This window comes from Bacillus sp. FSL K6-3458 (assembly GCF_038005045.1).
In the GTDB taxonomy this organism is placed as follows: domain Bacteria; phylum Bacillota; class Bacilli; order Bacillales; family Bacillaceae; genus Bacillus; species Bacillus altitudinis.
In genome coordinates, this window is sequence record NZ_JBBOSI010000001.1 from 1,250,089 (window position 1) to 1,265,338 (window position 15,250).

The following is a 15,250-nucleotide window of genomic DNA, read 5'->3' on the forward strand; positions in this document are numbered from 1 at the left end:
TTTCCTTTTGATTAAAAAAAATTCTACAAAAAGCGTAAAAATGTGAAACAAAATTGGACAAAATACTGTCTAATTATAGGTCTACTTTTAAGAAATAACATAACGTGGAGGCAATAATATGTGTGGGTTTGTTGGTGTATTTAATCACCGTCCATTGTCCGAAACTACTGAGCAGGAAGAGTTAATTAAGCAAATGAATCGTCTCATCGTTCATCGAGGTCCGGATGATGAGGGGTACTTTCATGATGAGCATGTAGGATTTGGATTTAGACGTTTAAGTATTATAGATGTTGAACACGGAAAGCAGCCGCTTTCTTATGAAGATGAAAAATATTGGATTATTTTCAACGGAGAAATTTATAACTATGTGGAGCTGAAAGAAGAGCTTGTGAAAAAAGGCTATACGTTCAGCACAGATTCTGATACGGAAGTCCTTCTTGCCACATATCGCCACTATAAAGAAGAAGCGGCATCGAAGCTTCGCGGGATGTTTGCATTTTTAATTTGGGATAAAGAAGCGCAGTTATTATATGGCGCAAGAGATCCTTTCGGCATTAAACCGCTCTATTTTACACAATTGGATGACCAAGTGTACTTTGCTTCTGAACGCAAAAGCTTAATGGCTGTGAATGAGAACATTTTATTTGATGAGACTGCTTTGCAGCAGTATATGTCTTTTCAGTTCGTTCCTGAGCCAAATACACTTGATCAAAAAGTGCACAAAGTTGAGCCAGGTCATCAGTTTACACTGCGTCCAGGCCAAGACATTGCATTTAAGACTTACTGGAAAGTTCAATTCAAACCTGAACAAACACAAGAGCAGAAATTAGTAGAAGAAGTACGTGATGCTATCTATGATTCTGTAAAAGTCCACATGAGAAGTGATGTGCCTGTTGGTTCATTCCTATCAGGCGGGATCGATTCTTCTTTCATCGTGTCGGTCGCAAAGGAATTTCACCCTGAACTGAAGACATTCTCTGTTGGTTTCCAGCAGGATGGATTCAGTGAGGTAGATGTAGCAAAAGAAACAGCTGATAAGCTGGGATTGCAAAACTTTAGTGCTGTGATTTCTCCTGAGGAATATATGAATGAGCTTCCAAAGATCGTCTGGCATTTAGATGATCCTTTGGCTGATCCAGCGGCGATTCCATTGTATTTCGTAGCAAAAGAAGCGAAAAAACAAGTCACAGTTGTTCTTTCAGGTGAGGGAGCAGACGAGCTATTCGGTGGATATAATATTTACCGTGAGCCGCTGTCTCTAAAGCCTTTTGAATCTGTACCATCCATGCTGAAAAAGCTTCTTCTTCGTCTGGCTCGTTTAATGCCAGAAGGAATGAAAGGGAAAAGCTTTATCGTTCGCGGCTGTACGCCATTAGAGGAACGTTATATCGGCAATGCGAAAATCTTTGAAGAGCCAGTGAAGAAAAACCTCTTAAAGCAGTATGATCCGAACATCACGTATCGTGACGTGACGAAAACATACTTCGAAGAAAGTGCAGGCTACAGCGATATTAACAAAATGCAATATGTTGATATCCATACGTGGATGCGCGGGGATATCCTGCTGAAAGCAGATAAGATGACAATGGCGAATTCTCTTGAGCTTCGTGTTCCATTCCTTGATAAGGTCGTATTTGAAGCAGCTTCTAAAATTCCAGAAGAGTTGAAAACGAAAGACGGTACAACGAAATATTTATTGCGTAAAGCAGCAGAAGGCATTGTACCGGATCATGTGTTAAACCGTAAAAAACTAGGTTTCCCTGTTCCAATTCGTCATTGGCTGAAAAATGAGATGAACGCTTGGGCGAAAGATATCATTAAAAACAGTCAGACAGATGAATACATTAACAAGGCATATGTTCTTGATTTATTAAATGATCATTGTGCTGGAAAAGCAGATCATAGCCGTAAGATTTGGACTGTCCTGATCTTTATGATCTGGCATAGCATCTATGTAGAGCGCAGCATTGATCCAGAGCAGTTGAATCACCAGCCGAAAGAAGTTATTTTTAGCTAATGAAAAAGGTTTTCAGCTTTGTGCTGAAAACCTTTTTTGTCATGATAGAAAGTAGTGGAAAAGGGTAAAATAACAAGCGGTACACAGTTATTGCTTAATATCCTGAAAAAAACATGATAAAGTGAAGATACATGTATGATGTTAACGCGATAAAAGGGAACGATAGTATTGTCCTTTTTCTACATATTCTCTGCGGATACGATCCATGTCTTGGATATCTTCATCTGTTAACTGGCGAACGACTTTGGCTGGACGGCCAAAAGCGAGTGAACCTTTTGGGATGACTTTTCCTTGCGGGACAAGGCTACCTGCACCAATAAAGGCTCCTTCGCCAATTTCCGCACCATCGAGAATGATGGATCCCATGCCAATGAGGGCATTTTTTCGAATGATAGAGCTATGTAATGTGACTTGGTGTCCAATGGTAGCACCATCTTCAATAAGAAGTGTTTTTCCAGGACTTTGATGCAGACAGGATAAGTCTTGAATGTTGACGTTTTTTCCAATTCTCACAGGAGCTACATCGCCTCTAATGACCGTTTGGAACCAAACGCTTGAATATTCTCCAATTGTGACATCACCTGTAATGGTGGCGTTTTCTGCAACAAAGACCGATTCATGAATCTCAGGTGTAAACTGATGATATGGATAAATCACTTTTTCGACTTCCTTTCTTAATACAACATTTGTGAGGTGTTTACTTTGTGGACTTGGCATGCTGAAAGACCGGTTGGTACAATTGTCATTGTACATGGTGCTAGTGAATATCATGGCCGATATAAATGGCTGATCGAAATGTGGCGAAATGCAGGCTATCACGTCGTCATGGGTGACCTGCCTGGGCAAGGGACATCGACACGTGCGAGAGGCCACATTCGTTCTTTTCAAGAATACATTGATACAGTGGATGAATGGATTGAACATGCGAAGTCGTTCAGACTTCCGACATTTTTACTTGGACATAGTATGGGGGGACTGATTTCGATTGAATGGTTCAAGCAGTATACCCATACGAAGATTGATGGCCTTATTTTATCATCACCTTGTTTAGGTCTGCAATTTAAACCAAAGAAGCTGATGGATTTTGCGTCAAAAGGGCTAAATGTGCTGGCGCCGTCTTTTAAAGTCGAATCTGGGCTGTCGATCGAACTTGCCACACGGAATCAAGATGTGATAGAGGCAGATTCGAATGATTCGCTTTATGTGACGAAGGTGTCGGTTCGCTGGTATCGAGAACTGGTGAAAAATATCGATGCGGCGATGCAGCCAACGAATGTCTTTCGGTCGATTCCGCTCCTGCTCATGCAGGCAGGCGATGACAAGATAGTAGATAAAACAAGAGTGATGAAATGGTTCAATGGCATTGAATCAACCAATAAATCATACCGTGAATGGGAAGGGCTTTATCATGAAATTTTTAATGAGCCCGAGCGAGAAGATGTGTTTAAGGCGGCAAGAGCCTTTACTGATCAATATATTTAATTGTGAGCTTAAGTTGGGGGTGGATTGATTTGTCAGTACCAGAACGTCCTTTTGCACTGATGACGAAGGTGTATAAAGATATTTTTCCGCTAGTTCATCAGGAGCTAAAAAAGTGGCGGGCTCATGCAGAAATGATTGAAAATGAAGAACTGAGAACGCAGGCACTAGCGAGCATATCCAGTAAAACCTTTCACTGTGAAGGCGGGGGAATTTTATCTCTGCTTGCAGGTGAAGCGAAGGAAACGTGTATTGAATTCATTGTGGCGTACCAAACGATTAGCGATTATTTAGATAACTTGTGTGACCGCAGTACATCACTTGATCCAAAGGATTTTCATATGCTGCATCAGGCAATGAGAGATGCACTCGATATTCATGCGGAGCTTAAGCCGTATTATCAATTCCGTGATGATCAAGAGGATCATGGGTACCTGCATGCGCTAGTCAGGACGTGCCAAGATGTGCTGTCACGTCTAGCACATTATCCGATCATTCAGCCCTATTTACATACGCTGTGTGATTATTATAGTGATTTACAAGTACATAAGCATGTGGTTCCTCATGAGCGTGAACCTCGATTAGAGTCATGGTTCCGCCAGTATGAAAAGGATTTACCGAAGATGGAGTGGTATGAGTTTTCCGCATGTGCAGGATCAACGCTGGGCATTTTCTGTCTTGTGGCTTATGCACTGCAGCCTGATTTTACAGAGAAGCAGGCGAAGCAAATTTACGAAAGCTATTTCCCTTATATTCAAGGTCTGCACATCTTACTGGACTATTTAATCGACCAAGAAGAGGACAGGCTGGAAGGCGATTTGAATTTTTGCTCGTACTACAACTCTCATCATGAGATGATGGATAGACTACAGCATTTTATTGAAAAAGCGGATGAACAGTTGAAAGGCATTCCACACGAGAATTTTCACAAACTAATCAATAGAGGGTTACTTGCGGTCTATTTGTCTGATGAAAAAGTGACAGCCCAAAAAGAGATGAACAAGCTGGCAAAGCGGTTGATCAAATCAAGCGGGAAAACATCGTTCTTTTTCTATATCAATGGCAGAGCCTATCGAACCTATCAGAAAATGCCTTGGATGAAATCTTCTTAACGTATAAAATAAGCTCATCAGCTTGTAGAAAATGTTTTTCTACAAGCTTTTTTGTTTTGAACTGTTTCGCTTTGGACCATGTACAGTTCTTTTATGATTGCAATCCTCTTATTTGCTGCCGATATTATTCTTAGTGTACGAAAAGTAGGAGAAAAGTATGAATCAAGCGAATCGTATCTCCTTCTTATGGCGTATGTTTGTTGGAAATTTTAAAAAAGGGGAAGGTCGAATATGTCATTTTTTAAAAAGTTTGCAGCAAGTGTAGGAATCGGTGCAGCAAAAGTGGATACAATTTTGGAGAAAGATGCGTATGAACCGGGAGAAGAAGTAAAGGGAACAGTCCATGTGAAGGGCGGAAAAGTGCCTCAAGATATTCGCTATATTGATTTAAAGTTGAAAACATGGTACACCATTGTAAAAGATGATGAAGAGCAACGAAAACACACAACCATCCATTCTGTCCGAGTGACTGAATCATTCACGATTCAGCCTGCGGAAGCTCAGCAGTTTACATTCTCGTTTCACCTTCCTCTTGATACTCCAATGACTGTAGGTAAAGTAGAGGTGGCTGTTGTGACAGACCTTGATATTCAAGGTGGTATTGATAAATTTGATCATGACCGCATTTTTGTAAACGCACACCCTTGGGTGAATCGTGTGCTTGAAGCTGTTGGAAACTTAGGCTTTCACCTTCATGAAGCAGACTGCGAAGAAGCACCTTATTTCAGGCGCCGCCTTCCCTTTGTTCAAGAGTTTGAGTTCATACCGACTTCCGATTATTATCGTCAAATGCTTGATGAGTTAGAGGTGATTTTCTTCATTGATGAAGAGGGGCTAGATCTCATTTTTGAAGTTGACCGCAGAGCAAGAGGGCTGCGTGGCTGGCTGGAAGAAATGTATAATGACGGAGAACAGCTTGTACGTGTCCGCTTTACTCGATCAGAGCTTGCAGATGCAGAAGAGCTGGAAGTAGTGCTTGAAGAAATCATTGACCAATACGCTTATTAAATAATAAAACTCAAATCCATTAAGAGGATTTGAGTTTTTTTTCAATGGCTACCACAAAGGGCGGATCGTTTTGAATATTCATGTATTGATAAGATATTACCTGTACTTCTTCGTGATGGAGTGTTTTGCAATAATCAAGAAGGATGTCCTTCTCTTTTTTTCCTTCAGGGTGCCCGTGGTAAATCACAAGAACGATCAGACCTCCAGGCTTAAGCCAATCCATGAGCTGTTTGATCGCTTCAATGGTCGTATGGGCCTGAGTCGTGACGGTTTTATCGCCTCCTGGTAAATATCCAAGATTGAACACTGCACCAGATATGTGGCCATAAGCATCCGCTGGCAGATGCTCAGCAAGTTGTTCATGTCCGTCATGGATCAGGTGAACGTTTGGATAGTGCTCACCAAGTCTTTTGCTTGTTTGCTCAATGGCTTCCTTCTGTACATCGAATGCGAAAACTTGTCCATCTCTCCCGACAAGGTCAGCTAAATAGCGTGTATCATGGCCATTCCCCATCGTTGCATCAATGACAATATCGCCTTTTTGACAAGCACGTTCTAACAGCTCTTTACTAAAAGGGAGCATCCGTTTTAAAATCATTTTGCCGCTTCTTCCAATCTGACGAAGCGTTTACCTTGGTAGCTGTTACGTCTTTCAAGCTCAGCATTAATGGCATTGAGCACTTCCCATTTATTCACACTCCACATTGGACCTACCATTAATTCAATGGGACCATCGCCTGTAATACGATGAATAATCATTTCTGGGGGCAGGATCTCCAGCTGATCACAGACAAGCTGGACATATTCCTCTTGGCTGAGAAACTCTAGTTTGCCTTTCTCATATTGCTTTACCATCGGTGTTCCTTTTAACAGGTGAAGTAGATGAATTTTAATTCCTTGCACATCTAAATCAGCGACAGCTTTTGCTGTCTCCATCATCATATCTCGGTTTTCAAGAGGAAGACCGTTGATGATATGTGAACAGACTCGAATGCCATGTTTTCGCAGTTTTTCTACACCTTCTACGTAGCATTCATAATCATGGGCACGGTTGATGAGCATCGCTGTCCGCTCATGTACAGTTTGTAGACCAAGTTCAACCCATAGATATGTCCGTTCGTTTAACTCAGCTAAATATTCCACGACGTCATCTGGCAGACAATCAGGTCTTGTGGCAATCGATAAACCAACCACTCCATCCAGATTCATGACGGTTTCGTATTTTTCTTTTAAAACAGGAAGCGGCGCATGTGTGTTTGTGTAAGCTTGGAAATACGCCATGTATTTTCCATCTTTCCATTTTGTATGCATCCGGTCCTTGATTTCATTAAATTGAGTGATGAGATCATCCGCCCGGTTCCCTGCAAAATCACCAGATCCTGCTGCGCTGCAAAATGTGCAGCCTCCATGTGCGACAGTACCATCACGGTTTGGACAATCAAAGCCGCCGTCTAATGCGACTTTAAATACTTTATGACCAAAGTGCTCACGCAAATGATAATTCCATGTGTGATAACGTTTCTCGCTGTTTGAATATAAAAAAGGGTTATGCTGATCCAAGTCAGTAACCTCCTTGCATAATAATAGGCATCCTTAAAGTTTAACAAAAATCACGAAAGAGGACAATTGAATCTGTCCAACATTTTCTTTAGTGAAAAAGCTTTACGTGGGCAAAATAGGCGAGAGCAATGATGAAATGGAGGGATGGCTAGATGGCAACTAGAAAATCAATCGATGAATTTGTCCAAAAAAGCACTGAGACTCTTGAGTTTGCAAGCGAACAGTTTGATTTGAGCTCTCGCCAAGAACATTATAACGTAGAAGAATTTTCAAAAGCGCAGCTCATGCTTGAGGATGCGGTGAATGAATTAGAAAAGTTAAAAGATTTCGCCAATGATCAGCAAAGAGAACGTTTAGACAGAACGCGTGTACAAATTCAAAGTCTGCAAAACCAAATGATTTTAGGTATTTCATACGAGAACGAATGATGAACAGATCCTTCTTTTAAGGGTCTGTTTTTATTTTTTGGCTGTTTTCGCAAAGTTGTTTTTGGATAAATAGGTTTTTATTCTGTTAAAGTATGTTATATATAGAAATTGCAAATATCTTCAAGGGGGTAGAAGAAATGTTGGAGACTCTTCCTGATTGGTTTTGGGCATTATATTACTTGTTTTTCTTAGCAACATTAGGAACCGCAATATTCAGTGTTGTGAAAAATAAACATAGGGGATTGTCCATTCTAACCATTGTATTTACTGTTACAATTCCGATTATTAGCCTGATAAATAGCATTGGTAGAGTAGAAGGAATGAATGAATTTGAACACTTATTTAGTCAATTGCGACAGGGTGCAGTTTGGACTATCTTTACAGTTATAGGCTATATATTTTTATTAGTATGGTGGGTGCTAATCCTGTTCAAAAGCAAGTCCAAAAACAAAGTAATAGTATCTAATTAAAACATTGTAGAGACCTCAATATTCGGGGTCTTTTATTATGCACTTTTTCAGGCGATTATGAAAGTTATTAACGTGTTGAACACCCTAAACCAGAAGCAAACCTGGCTTCCGAAAGCTTTTAAGTAGCTTCGTCATTTTATCTGGTTCGTCTGCCTATTTTTTTCTAGAGTCTCTTGACTTTTCAATTAAGTGTCTATATTGTATTAAGTGTACTACATCAACTAATACACTACAGACACTTAAACGTGAAGAAAGGTGTTTAACCATGAAAAAAGAAAAAAAACCAATCAATTTAAAGTGGATGGTGCTGGCTGTTGCGTTAGCATGTACATTTTTTTTCGTTCTCGTTTTCATTGGTTTTGAAGTTCAAAAAGATTTTATTCCAAATTCGGTCCCTTTAATGCAAGGACATGATCAAGCGATAGGACTGCAAAAGCATGAATGAGAAAAGAGGGAGCCATCATGATTCAAATAGATCCAAGAAGCGCTGCACCAATATATGAACAAATCATTGAGCAGTTAAAAATTTTGTGCTTAAAAGGCGTGATGAAACCAGGTGACAAACTGCCCTCTGTGAGAGAGCTTGCCACCATTATTATTGCGAATCCAAACACCGTCAGCAAAGCGTATAAAGAGCTTGAACGGGAAGGAATTATTGAAACATTAAGAGGCCGTGGAACGTATGTGACAGAAGGTGCACAGTTAAAGCTGAATGAAGGGAAGGTGTTAGAGATGAAGGAGCAATTAAGGCAACTCATTATTGAAGCTCATTATGCCGGTATTGATATTCATCAACTCAAAGAGTGGCTGGAGGAGATCAGCTCAAGTCTAAAAGGAGGAAAACAAGTTGATTGAGGTCAGAAATGTATCAAAGAAATTAAATGGACGTGAAGTACTCAGCAACGTTTCCTTCAAGATAGGCGAAGGAGAGATCTTTGGTCTGCTTGGCCGGAATGGCTCTGGTAAAACAACACTTCTTCGCTTGATTCAGCAAATCCTTCTTCCAGATGAAGGAGAGATTTATTTTAAAGATGTACTCGTAAAAGACCACCCGTTAGTGAAGCAAAATATTGTGTATATGCCAGTCGTAAATCCCTACTTTGACCGGTACAATTATGGACAGCTTGTGAAGCTGTTAAAACAACTGTATCCCAAGTTTGACGTGACATATGCCAATGAGCTGGTGAACCGGTATGAGATTCCGGAAAAAGTGAAATACCGGGAATTGTCGACAGGTTTAAAGAAGCAGCTGTCCCTCATTTTAAGTTTTGCCATCAAACCAGCAGTCATTTTGTTAGATGAGCCGACAGACGGGATTGATGCAGTCACAAGAAATGACGTTCTTCAGCTGATGATTGACGAGGTGGCAGAACGACAAACAACGATTTTAATTACATCTCACCGTTTAGAGGATATTGAGCGTATGTGTAACCGAATCGGGTTTTTGGAAGGAAATCAGCTCACAAGTGTTATGGATTTAGACGAATTAAAGAATGACTACGTTAAAATCCAGATGGCATTTGAAGAGGATATGAACTTAAGTATTAGAAAAAAAGGCGTTGCTATCTTAGATCAAGCGGGTGTGTTCTATACAGCACTTGTACTCAAAACAGATGAAGAAGCAAAAGAGTATTTGAAATCGCTTGAACCAAAAGTCTGGCATGAACTGCCTGTAAATTTAGAAGAAGTATTCATTGCGAAGTTTGGAGGGAAACGCAGATGGTAAAGCGGCAATTGTTATATAAGGAATGGAAGCAGTCTGAGCTGACATTCATTTTAGTGATGCTTGTTGCGATCTTTGCGACGCCATTATCCCTCTTAATGGAGTACTCAACCTTTCAAGATTGTTTGAATAACCGAGACTGTCTAATGGATACAACAACATTCACTTATATTTTTAAGACGGACGCATTTCTCTCACTTTCATGGGTCATGGGAATATTTTTTGCTGTGATTCAGCTAGGATTTGAAAGAAATAAAGGGCAGATGGACTTTACCGTATCCTTGCCGTTTAGTAGAAGTTCCATCTTTCACACAAAGTTTTTCTTAGGTGCTGGAATTATTGCAAGTGTTCATGCTGTTTCATACCTTCTCATTTATTTATTAAAATTAGGTCTTGGGCCAATAGAGACACCTGGATTCAACAGTCATTATTTCTCTGCGTTGTTGTCAGCCTTGATGATCTATAGTTTGTTTTTTGCAGCAGGTGCTTTAACAGGGAGTGCTATTTCTCAAGCAATCGTTGGATTTAGTACAGCTATTTTACCTTACTTAGTGATTGGTTTACCAATCCTTCATTTAGATTTTATCTTTAAAACAAGCGGGATGTGGCTGGATAAAATCTTTAATTTTTTGATCACGCCCATTTCCCCCATTACTTATATTACAGCTAACAGTTTTTATCAGGAATATCCGCTTTGGTTCAATGGTGAAGAATACATCGTTCCAATTGTCATGATGTTGCTATTTTACCTTATTGGCTTGTTTAGCTTTATTAAACATCCAATTGAACGAAATGGCCGATTCTTCCTTTATTCAATAATGGATCGCCCAATTCAAATTATGGTGATCGTGTTTGGCGTCTTAGGGTTTGGCTGGGTTGGTTTCTCCTCAGATTCATTAATTGGATATTTTGTTGGTATGTGCATCGGTGGAGCTGTAGGCGCACTGACGAGTTATTTCTTAATCTATCGAAAAAGATAAACAGAGAGCAGGGGAGTAGAGATGATTCAAATTCAATCGTTAGATCATGTGTTTAAAATTGGGAAAAAGGGCAGGGAGAACGAGATTCCTGTGCTCAAAGACATTGACTTGTCTATTAAAAGAGGCGAAATTGCATGTATCGTCGGACGAAGCGGTTCGGGGAAATCAACTTTACTGAATTTAATATCGGGGTATATTACGCCAACAAGCGGACAAATTATCGTTGATGGCACCAATGTGACCGGCTTTAATGAGAAAGAATGGGCAGACTTTCGGTTAGATCATTTTGGCTTTATCTTTCAAAGCTTTCAATTGATCGGGAGTTTAACAACATATGAGAACGTTGAACTTCCGCTCACTTTAAAAGGTGTGAAGCCGTCTGAGCGAAAAGTGAAAGTAAAGGAAATGCTGAAACGAGTTGGTCTTGAACATCACGCAGGACATTATCCTAATGAACTATCAGGTGGACAGCAGCAGCGTGTGAGTATTGCAAGAGCCTTGATCCTTAATCCGTCTATTATTTTAGCAGATGAACCAACAGGCAGTCTGGATTCAGAAACTGAAGGCGAAATTCTAGCCTTTATCCAGCAGCTCAATCGTGAAAAAGGAATTACATTTGTCATCATTACACATGACGATGAAGTCGCTTCAATCGCAGACACAACGTTCCAGCTTCATGATGGTGTATTAAAGAAAGGGGATCAGTCCATTGAAATTTAGAGATCAGGTCAAATTCATCAGAAGAAATATGAAGAAAAATAGATTGCGTGTGTTTATGACCATACTTGCAACGACAATGGCATGCTCTTTCTTAATCGTTCTAGCGTCAGTTGGTTTTGGTCTGCAAAAATCGGCTCAAGATGAAATCATGAAACAACAAATTATCACAGAAATTAAAGTGTTAGGCAAAGAAAAAGGTGACGTCAAGGTTGACGATTTAAAGAAATATGATCATGCGAAATCTGTCGTTGCAAGAACGTCAATCATTCCATCGGTTCACGTCGAGCTCGATAATCGCTCAAGTGATACGCAGGCTGTACTGACAGATATGAAAGAAGAAAAAGAGGCAGGCCTTGAACTAGACCGTGGAAAAGTCCCAACATCGGCGAATGAAATTGTAGTTGGGTATCAAATGGCAGAACAACTTTGGACGGAAAAAGAACGAAAAGACTATGAAAAAGAAATGAATCAGACATCAAATGGTGAAGAGACACCGGAAGAGCCAAAAGGCTATACGAAGGAAATTTTAAACAAAGTCATTCAAATCAAGGTGCCAAAACTGAATGAAGAAAATGAAGTGGTGAAAGAAAAGACGTTTGATTTCCGTGTCGTCGGTGTATTGAAGAAACCGAATTTGGAGTGGCAGCAGGATCATAAAATTCTTATTCCGAATGCTTATCAAAAAGAATTTAGTCAAGTGCTCGATCTGTCTCCTGATGCAGGAAATGTCGAAAAAATGACGTCTGTCTATGCTGATAAGTTCGACAATGTCGGTACGCTCACAGATAAGCTGACAGATGACGGCTATCAAGTCATCTCTGTGACGAATCAGCTTGAAGGAATGGATATGTTCTTTACAGTCTTTAAAATTGGACTCATCTTTGTTGGATGTATTGCGGTCATTATTTCGGCGATCGGCATTTTCAATACGATGACAATGGCCGTAACAGAGCGGACACAAGAGATTGGGATCATGAAAGCCATCGGTGCGAATCCTTCCATTATTAAGCGAATGTTCCTCATGGAAAGTGCTTATATTGGGGTGATTGGATCGATCATCGGGATTATCATCTCGTACATCGTTAGTTTTGCAGTGAATTTAATCATTCCAGCAATTTTGTCTTCCATGTCTGAAGGGGGATCAAGTGATCAATTCTCGATCACCTTCTCCTATATTCCGCTAAGCCTTGTGGTCACAGCAACAGTGATTAGTGCAGGAGTCGCCATTATTTCTGGACTCAATCCAGCACGTAAGGCGACAAAAACGAATGTATTAACAGCATTAAGAAGAGAAATTTAAAGAAGAACCTCCTGTACCTATATTGGGCTGACAGGAGGTTTTTTTATCGTCAAAAGATGTCTATTGCTTTGGTGCCCGGTACCCTGCACGCTCAGCTTCTTCTACGGAGCAGAACATTTTGGTCACGTTTTTTGTCCGTGAGTAGTATCTGCTGCTCGGTGTGTGATATATGCCGTTGACACTTCCTTTAATATTACAGGCGGCAGATTCTTTTTTTGTTTCTTTTTGTGACTCATGACCGCCAGTATTCGACCCATCATCTTTAGGAGCAGATCGCTGGGCCGATGACGTGGTGTCTTTGTTTACTTTCTGGTGTTCTTTTTTGAGTGTTTCGTTTGTAGAGGTGAGCTTGTCTATTTTCTCTTCAAGCTCATGGATGGTTTTTTCTTGCTGTTTGACTGTCTTCTTTTCGGAGGTGATGGTTTCTAATTTCTTGGATAGCTTTTCTTTTTCTTTGGTCACGTCTTCTAAAGAGGCCGTCAGCGTTTCTTTGTCTTCCTTTAGACGAGAAATGTCAGATGCTAATTGTTTTTGCTCTTTCAGCAGCTGTTCAGAAGATGGATCTGCTTGTGCTTTCGGAGCATCTGTGCCGGCAAACGGTAATGACATAATAGAAAAAACAAGACCAATGGTCAAAAAAGAATAGAAGAGTTTTTTTGAAAAGATTTGTTGATTTTGGTGTTTAAGTAATAAGAAATTGACGGCATATCCTATGGCGAAACAAATACATAAAAGACCTATGATGAGTAACATCATCATCTGGCAGCCCCCCTATATCGCTATTTATACCTATCATACCTCATTTTTCCATTTTGGGGAGCGGTTCAATTAAAAAAACCCTGTTTAAACAGGGTTTTCAGCTAATGGCAATCCTTTGATTGCTTCTTTTACTGTTAAATAAGTGATCGTATTCTGGAAGTCTGTATCTAAGTCTTTCATTTTCATCGCAAGCTGTGGTTTGATCCCAGTGATGATGAGTTCAGTTCCAGTTAAGTTCAGCAGGTGATGCAGTTTGAAAATTCGCGCTGCAACGGAATCATCGACATCGATTAAACCAGAAAGATCGACAATTAAATAATCATCCTTTGAATCTTCTAATATACAAGTTAACTTCGCGACGATGGCATCAAAGCGTTCTTCTGATAATTTTCCGATGAGTGGAAGAGCGGAAACACCATTTTTGATTGGGACAATTGGCGTCGACAGAGAGGTGACTTCCTGTAAGGAATCTTCTAGGAGTTGTTCATATTCTTTCTGCTTTGTAATGTCCTTTTGAAAGCCAATAAAAAATGTTTTGTCATCTTGTTCAATGTATAGAGGATCTATATTGAGTTCATTCCAAAAAAAAGTACCGTCTTTTTTATAATTTTTGAGCTGTGTGGTAATAGGTGTTTTGTTTTGAATTCCGTGACGTATTAAGGCAAGTTGATCTTGATTTGTGTCTTTTCCTTGGAGGAATCGACAATTACGTCCAAGAATCTCATCTGGTTTATATCCAGTCATTTGTGTAAAGCCATGATTTACATAAACGATAGGGTTATCCTCTAAAGAAGGGTCTGTAATGACAACACCAATCCGCGCATGATCCAGCGCTTTTTTTATGAGTTCAAGCTGTTTTTGCAAGCCGAAGATGTTCGAGCTGACCATATTACCCTCCTTTGTTGCTACTATCAGACATTTAAGATGGTTTTTTTTAAAACCAAATGAATTCTTTTTAAACGTAACATAACATATGTTCTGTTTCAATGATTGCAATCGCTTTGTTAAATTTGTCATCATAGTTTGTCCTCCATTAGAATAGAGTAAGTAAGGAGACTTTTCATTAGAAAAAGAAGGGATCATTTGAGGATAATTCATAAAATGACAAAAATAGTTAATATGGATTAGGTGAAAATGATTCCAATGCATCAAGATTGTTTTTGGGTCATTCACATATAATGGAAGAAACAAGCTTTTTTTCTTCGTTAGAGAGAATAGACCTTTTACATGGATTATGACGGAACAGCAGAATGGCATTACAGGGGGCTGGACAGCCTGAAGTCGCTTTACTATTCTAAGGGCTTTAGGAAGGTGATGAAAATGCTGCAACAAGTCATTATTGCTTGCGCCATTGGAGGGGTCATGGGCATTCTCGGTCACGTAAAGAAAAAAGGCAGGCTAGAGAAGCCCAGAATGACAAAGAAGTTTATTTATCTAGGGTTTATTGAAGATTGGCTCGTTGGGATGATTGCTGCTACACTGCTTGTCTTATCCTCAAATCCCGAATCTAGTCTGCACTTGATCATCTTATCCATTATTTCAGGTTACGGAGGAGAAGCAGTTCTGCGAAGCTTCGATTTTGTGAGAGAAGAACGTTCACAGGATGCAGGCTCCAACCGTCATAACCGATCTCCACACGAATAATATCCTCACTTTACCCTAGTCTAGGGTACATTCCCATTGTATACAAACCT

At 40.0% G+C, this 15,250-nt stretch carries 18 protein-coding genes; 13 read left to right on the forward strand and 5 right to left on the reverse strand.

The window, feature by feature from the left end; all coding sequences use genetic code 11:
- Positions 1-118 precede the first annotated feature (118 nt).
- Positions 119-2,017 carry an asparagine synthase (glutamine-hydrolyzing) gene (gene asnB / locus MHH23_RS06570; RefSeq protein WP_047945244.1) on the forward strand — a complete coding sequence of 633 codons (1,899 nt, stop codon included), beginning with the start codon at positions 119-121 and terminating at the stop codon, positions 2,015-2,017.
- A gap of 141 nt (positions 2,018-2,158) precedes the next feature.
- Here asnB and MHH23_RS06575 read toward each other — a convergent pair whose 3' ends face one another.
- Entirely contained in the window at positions 2,159-2,674 is a 516-nt protein-coding gene (locus tag MHH23_RS06575) for a gamma carbonic anhydrase (protein WP_008342977.1), read from the reverse strand.
- A 45-nt stretch (positions 2,675-2,719) separates the two neighbouring features.
- On the opposite strand from MHH23_RS06575, the gene MHH23_RS06580 reads away from it, so the two are divergent.
- The 3 genes from MHH23_RS06580 (at position 2,720) to MHH23_RS06590 (ending at position 5,616) form a co-directional block, all read left to right on the forward strand.
- Positions 2,720-3,499: an alpha/beta hydrolase gene (locus tag MHH23_RS06580; RefSeq protein WP_019743683.1), complete on the forward strand. Its 780-nt coding sequence runs from the start codon at positions 2,720-2,722 to the stop codon at positions 3,497-3,499.
- Between the two features lie 29 nt (positions 3,500-3,528).
- A complete protein-coding gene (locus tag MHH23_RS06585; protein WP_017358359.1) occupies positions 3,529-4,608 on the forward strand; it encodes a tetraprenyl-beta-curcumene synthase family protein in 1,080 nt (359 codons plus the stop codon).
- A 231-nt stretch (positions 4,609-4,839) separates the two neighbouring features.
- Positions 4,840-5,616 carry a sporulation protein gene (locus MHH23_RS06590; RefSeq protein WP_008342983.1) on the forward strand — a complete coding sequence of 259 codons (777 nt, stop codon included), beginning with the start codon at positions 4,840-4,842 and terminating at the stop codon, positions 5,614-5,616.
- Positions 5,617-5,635: 19 nt separating this feature from the next.
- On the opposite strand, the gene MHH23_RS06595 is transcribed toward MHH23_RS06590, so the two are convergent.
- Entirely contained in the window at positions 5,636-6,214 is a 579-nt protein-coding gene (locus MHH23_RS06595; protein WP_017367896.1) for a tRNA (mnm(5)s(2)U34)-methyltransferase, read from the reverse strand.
- A complete protein-coding gene (locus MHH23_RS06600) occupies positions 6,211-7,176 on the reverse strand; it encodes a TIGR01212 family radical SAM protein (protein WP_017358356.1) in 966 nt (321 codons plus the stop codon). Before MHH23_RS06600 ends, MHH23_RS06595 begins: the two co-directional genes overlap by 4 nt.
- 152 nt (positions 7,177-7,328) lie before the next feature.
- Between MHH23_RS06600 and MHH23_RS06605 the strand changes: the two genes are divergently transcribed.
- The 8 genes from MHH23_RS06605 to MHH23_RS06640 all read left to right on the forward strand — a co-directional run bounded on the left by MHH23_RS06605 (position 7,329) and on the right by MHH23_RS06640 (position 12,797).
- Positions 7,329-7,604 carry a YtzC family protein gene (locus MHH23_RS06605; protein ID WP_340959112.1) on the forward strand — a complete coding sequence of 92 codons (276 nt, stop codon included), beginning with the start codon at positions 7,329-7,331 and terminating at the stop codon, positions 7,602-7,604.
- 137 nt (positions 7,605-7,741) lie between these two features.
- Positions 7,742-8,074, forward strand: coding sequence for a hypothetical protein (locus tag MHH23_RS06610; RefSeq protein ID WP_024719313.1), 333 nt, complete (start codon positions 7,742-7,744; stop codon positions 8,072-8,074).
- Between the two features lie 265 nt (positions 8,075-8,339).
- Positions 8,340-8,519, forward strand: coding sequence for a hypothetical protein (locus MHH23_RS06615; protein WP_008342991.1), 180 nt, complete (start codon positions 8,340-8,342; stop codon positions 8,517-8,519).
- Positions 8,520-8,536: 17 nt separating this feature from the next.
- Positions 8,537-8,929 carry a GntR family transcriptional regulator gene (locus tag MHH23_RS06620; protein ID WP_024719312.1) on the forward strand — a complete coding sequence of 131 codons (393 nt, stop codon included), beginning with the start codon at positions 8,537-8,539 and terminating at the stop codon, positions 8,927-8,929.
- Positions 8,922-9,800, forward strand: a complete 879-nt coding sequence (locus MHH23_RS06625; protein ID WP_007501894.1) for an ATP-binding cassette domain-containing protein — start codon at positions 8,922-8,924, stop codon at positions 9,798-9,800. The genes MHH23_RS06620 and MHH23_RS06625 overlap by 8 nt, the downstream gene beginning before the upstream one ends.
- Positions 9,794-10,777, forward strand: coding sequence for an ABC transporter ATP-binding protein (locus MHH23_RS06630; RefSeq protein ID WP_326377516.1), 984 nt, complete (start codon positions 9,794-9,796; stop codon positions 10,775-10,777). The genes MHH23_RS06625 and MHH23_RS06630 overlap by 7 nt, the downstream gene beginning before the upstream one ends.
- A 21-nt stretch (positions 10,778-10,798) precedes the next feature.
- The gene (locus MHH23_RS06635) at positions 10,799-11,497 is read left to right on the forward strand and encodes an ABC transporter ATP-binding protein (RefSeq protein ID WP_017367892.1); all 699 of its coding nucleotides are present in this window, start codon (positions 10,799-10,801) and stop codon (positions 11,495-11,497) included.
- Complete coding sequence (locus MHH23_RS06640) at positions 11,487-12,797, forward strand: ABC transporter permease (RefSeq protein WP_144667078.1); 1,311 nt, start codon at positions 11,487-11,489, stop codon at positions 12,795-12,797. Before MHH23_RS06635 ends, MHH23_RS06640 begins: the two co-directional genes overlap by 11 nt.
- A 60-nt stretch (positions 12,798-12,857) precedes the next feature.
- Here the strand turns inward: MHH23_RS06640 and MHH23_RS06645 are convergent, their stop codons facing one another.
- Together MHH23_RS06645 and MHH23_RS06650 are read right to left on the reverse strand one after the other, a co-directional pair.
- A complete protein-coding gene (locus tag MHH23_RS06645) occupies positions 12,858-13,556 on the reverse strand; it encodes a sunset domain-containing protein (RefSeq protein ID WP_340959115.1) in 699 nt (232 codons plus the stop codon).
- Positions 13,557-13,640: 84 nt separating this feature from the next.
- The gene (locus tag MHH23_RS06650) at positions 13,641-14,444 is read right to left on the reverse strand and encodes a PAS domain-containing protein (RefSeq protein WP_268430988.1); all 804 of its coding nucleotides are present in this window, start codon (positions 14,442-14,444) and stop codon (positions 13,641-13,643) included.
- A 426-nt stretch (positions 14,445-14,870) separates the two neighbouring features.
- Between MHH23_RS06650 and MHH23_RS06655 the strand changes: the two genes are divergently transcribed.
- A complete protein-coding gene (locus MHH23_RS06655) occupies positions 14,871-15,200 on the forward strand; it encodes a DUF4257 domain-containing protein (RefSeq protein WP_008343006.1) in 330 nt (109 codons plus the stop codon).
- Positions 15,201-15,250: the final 50 nt, after the last annotated feature.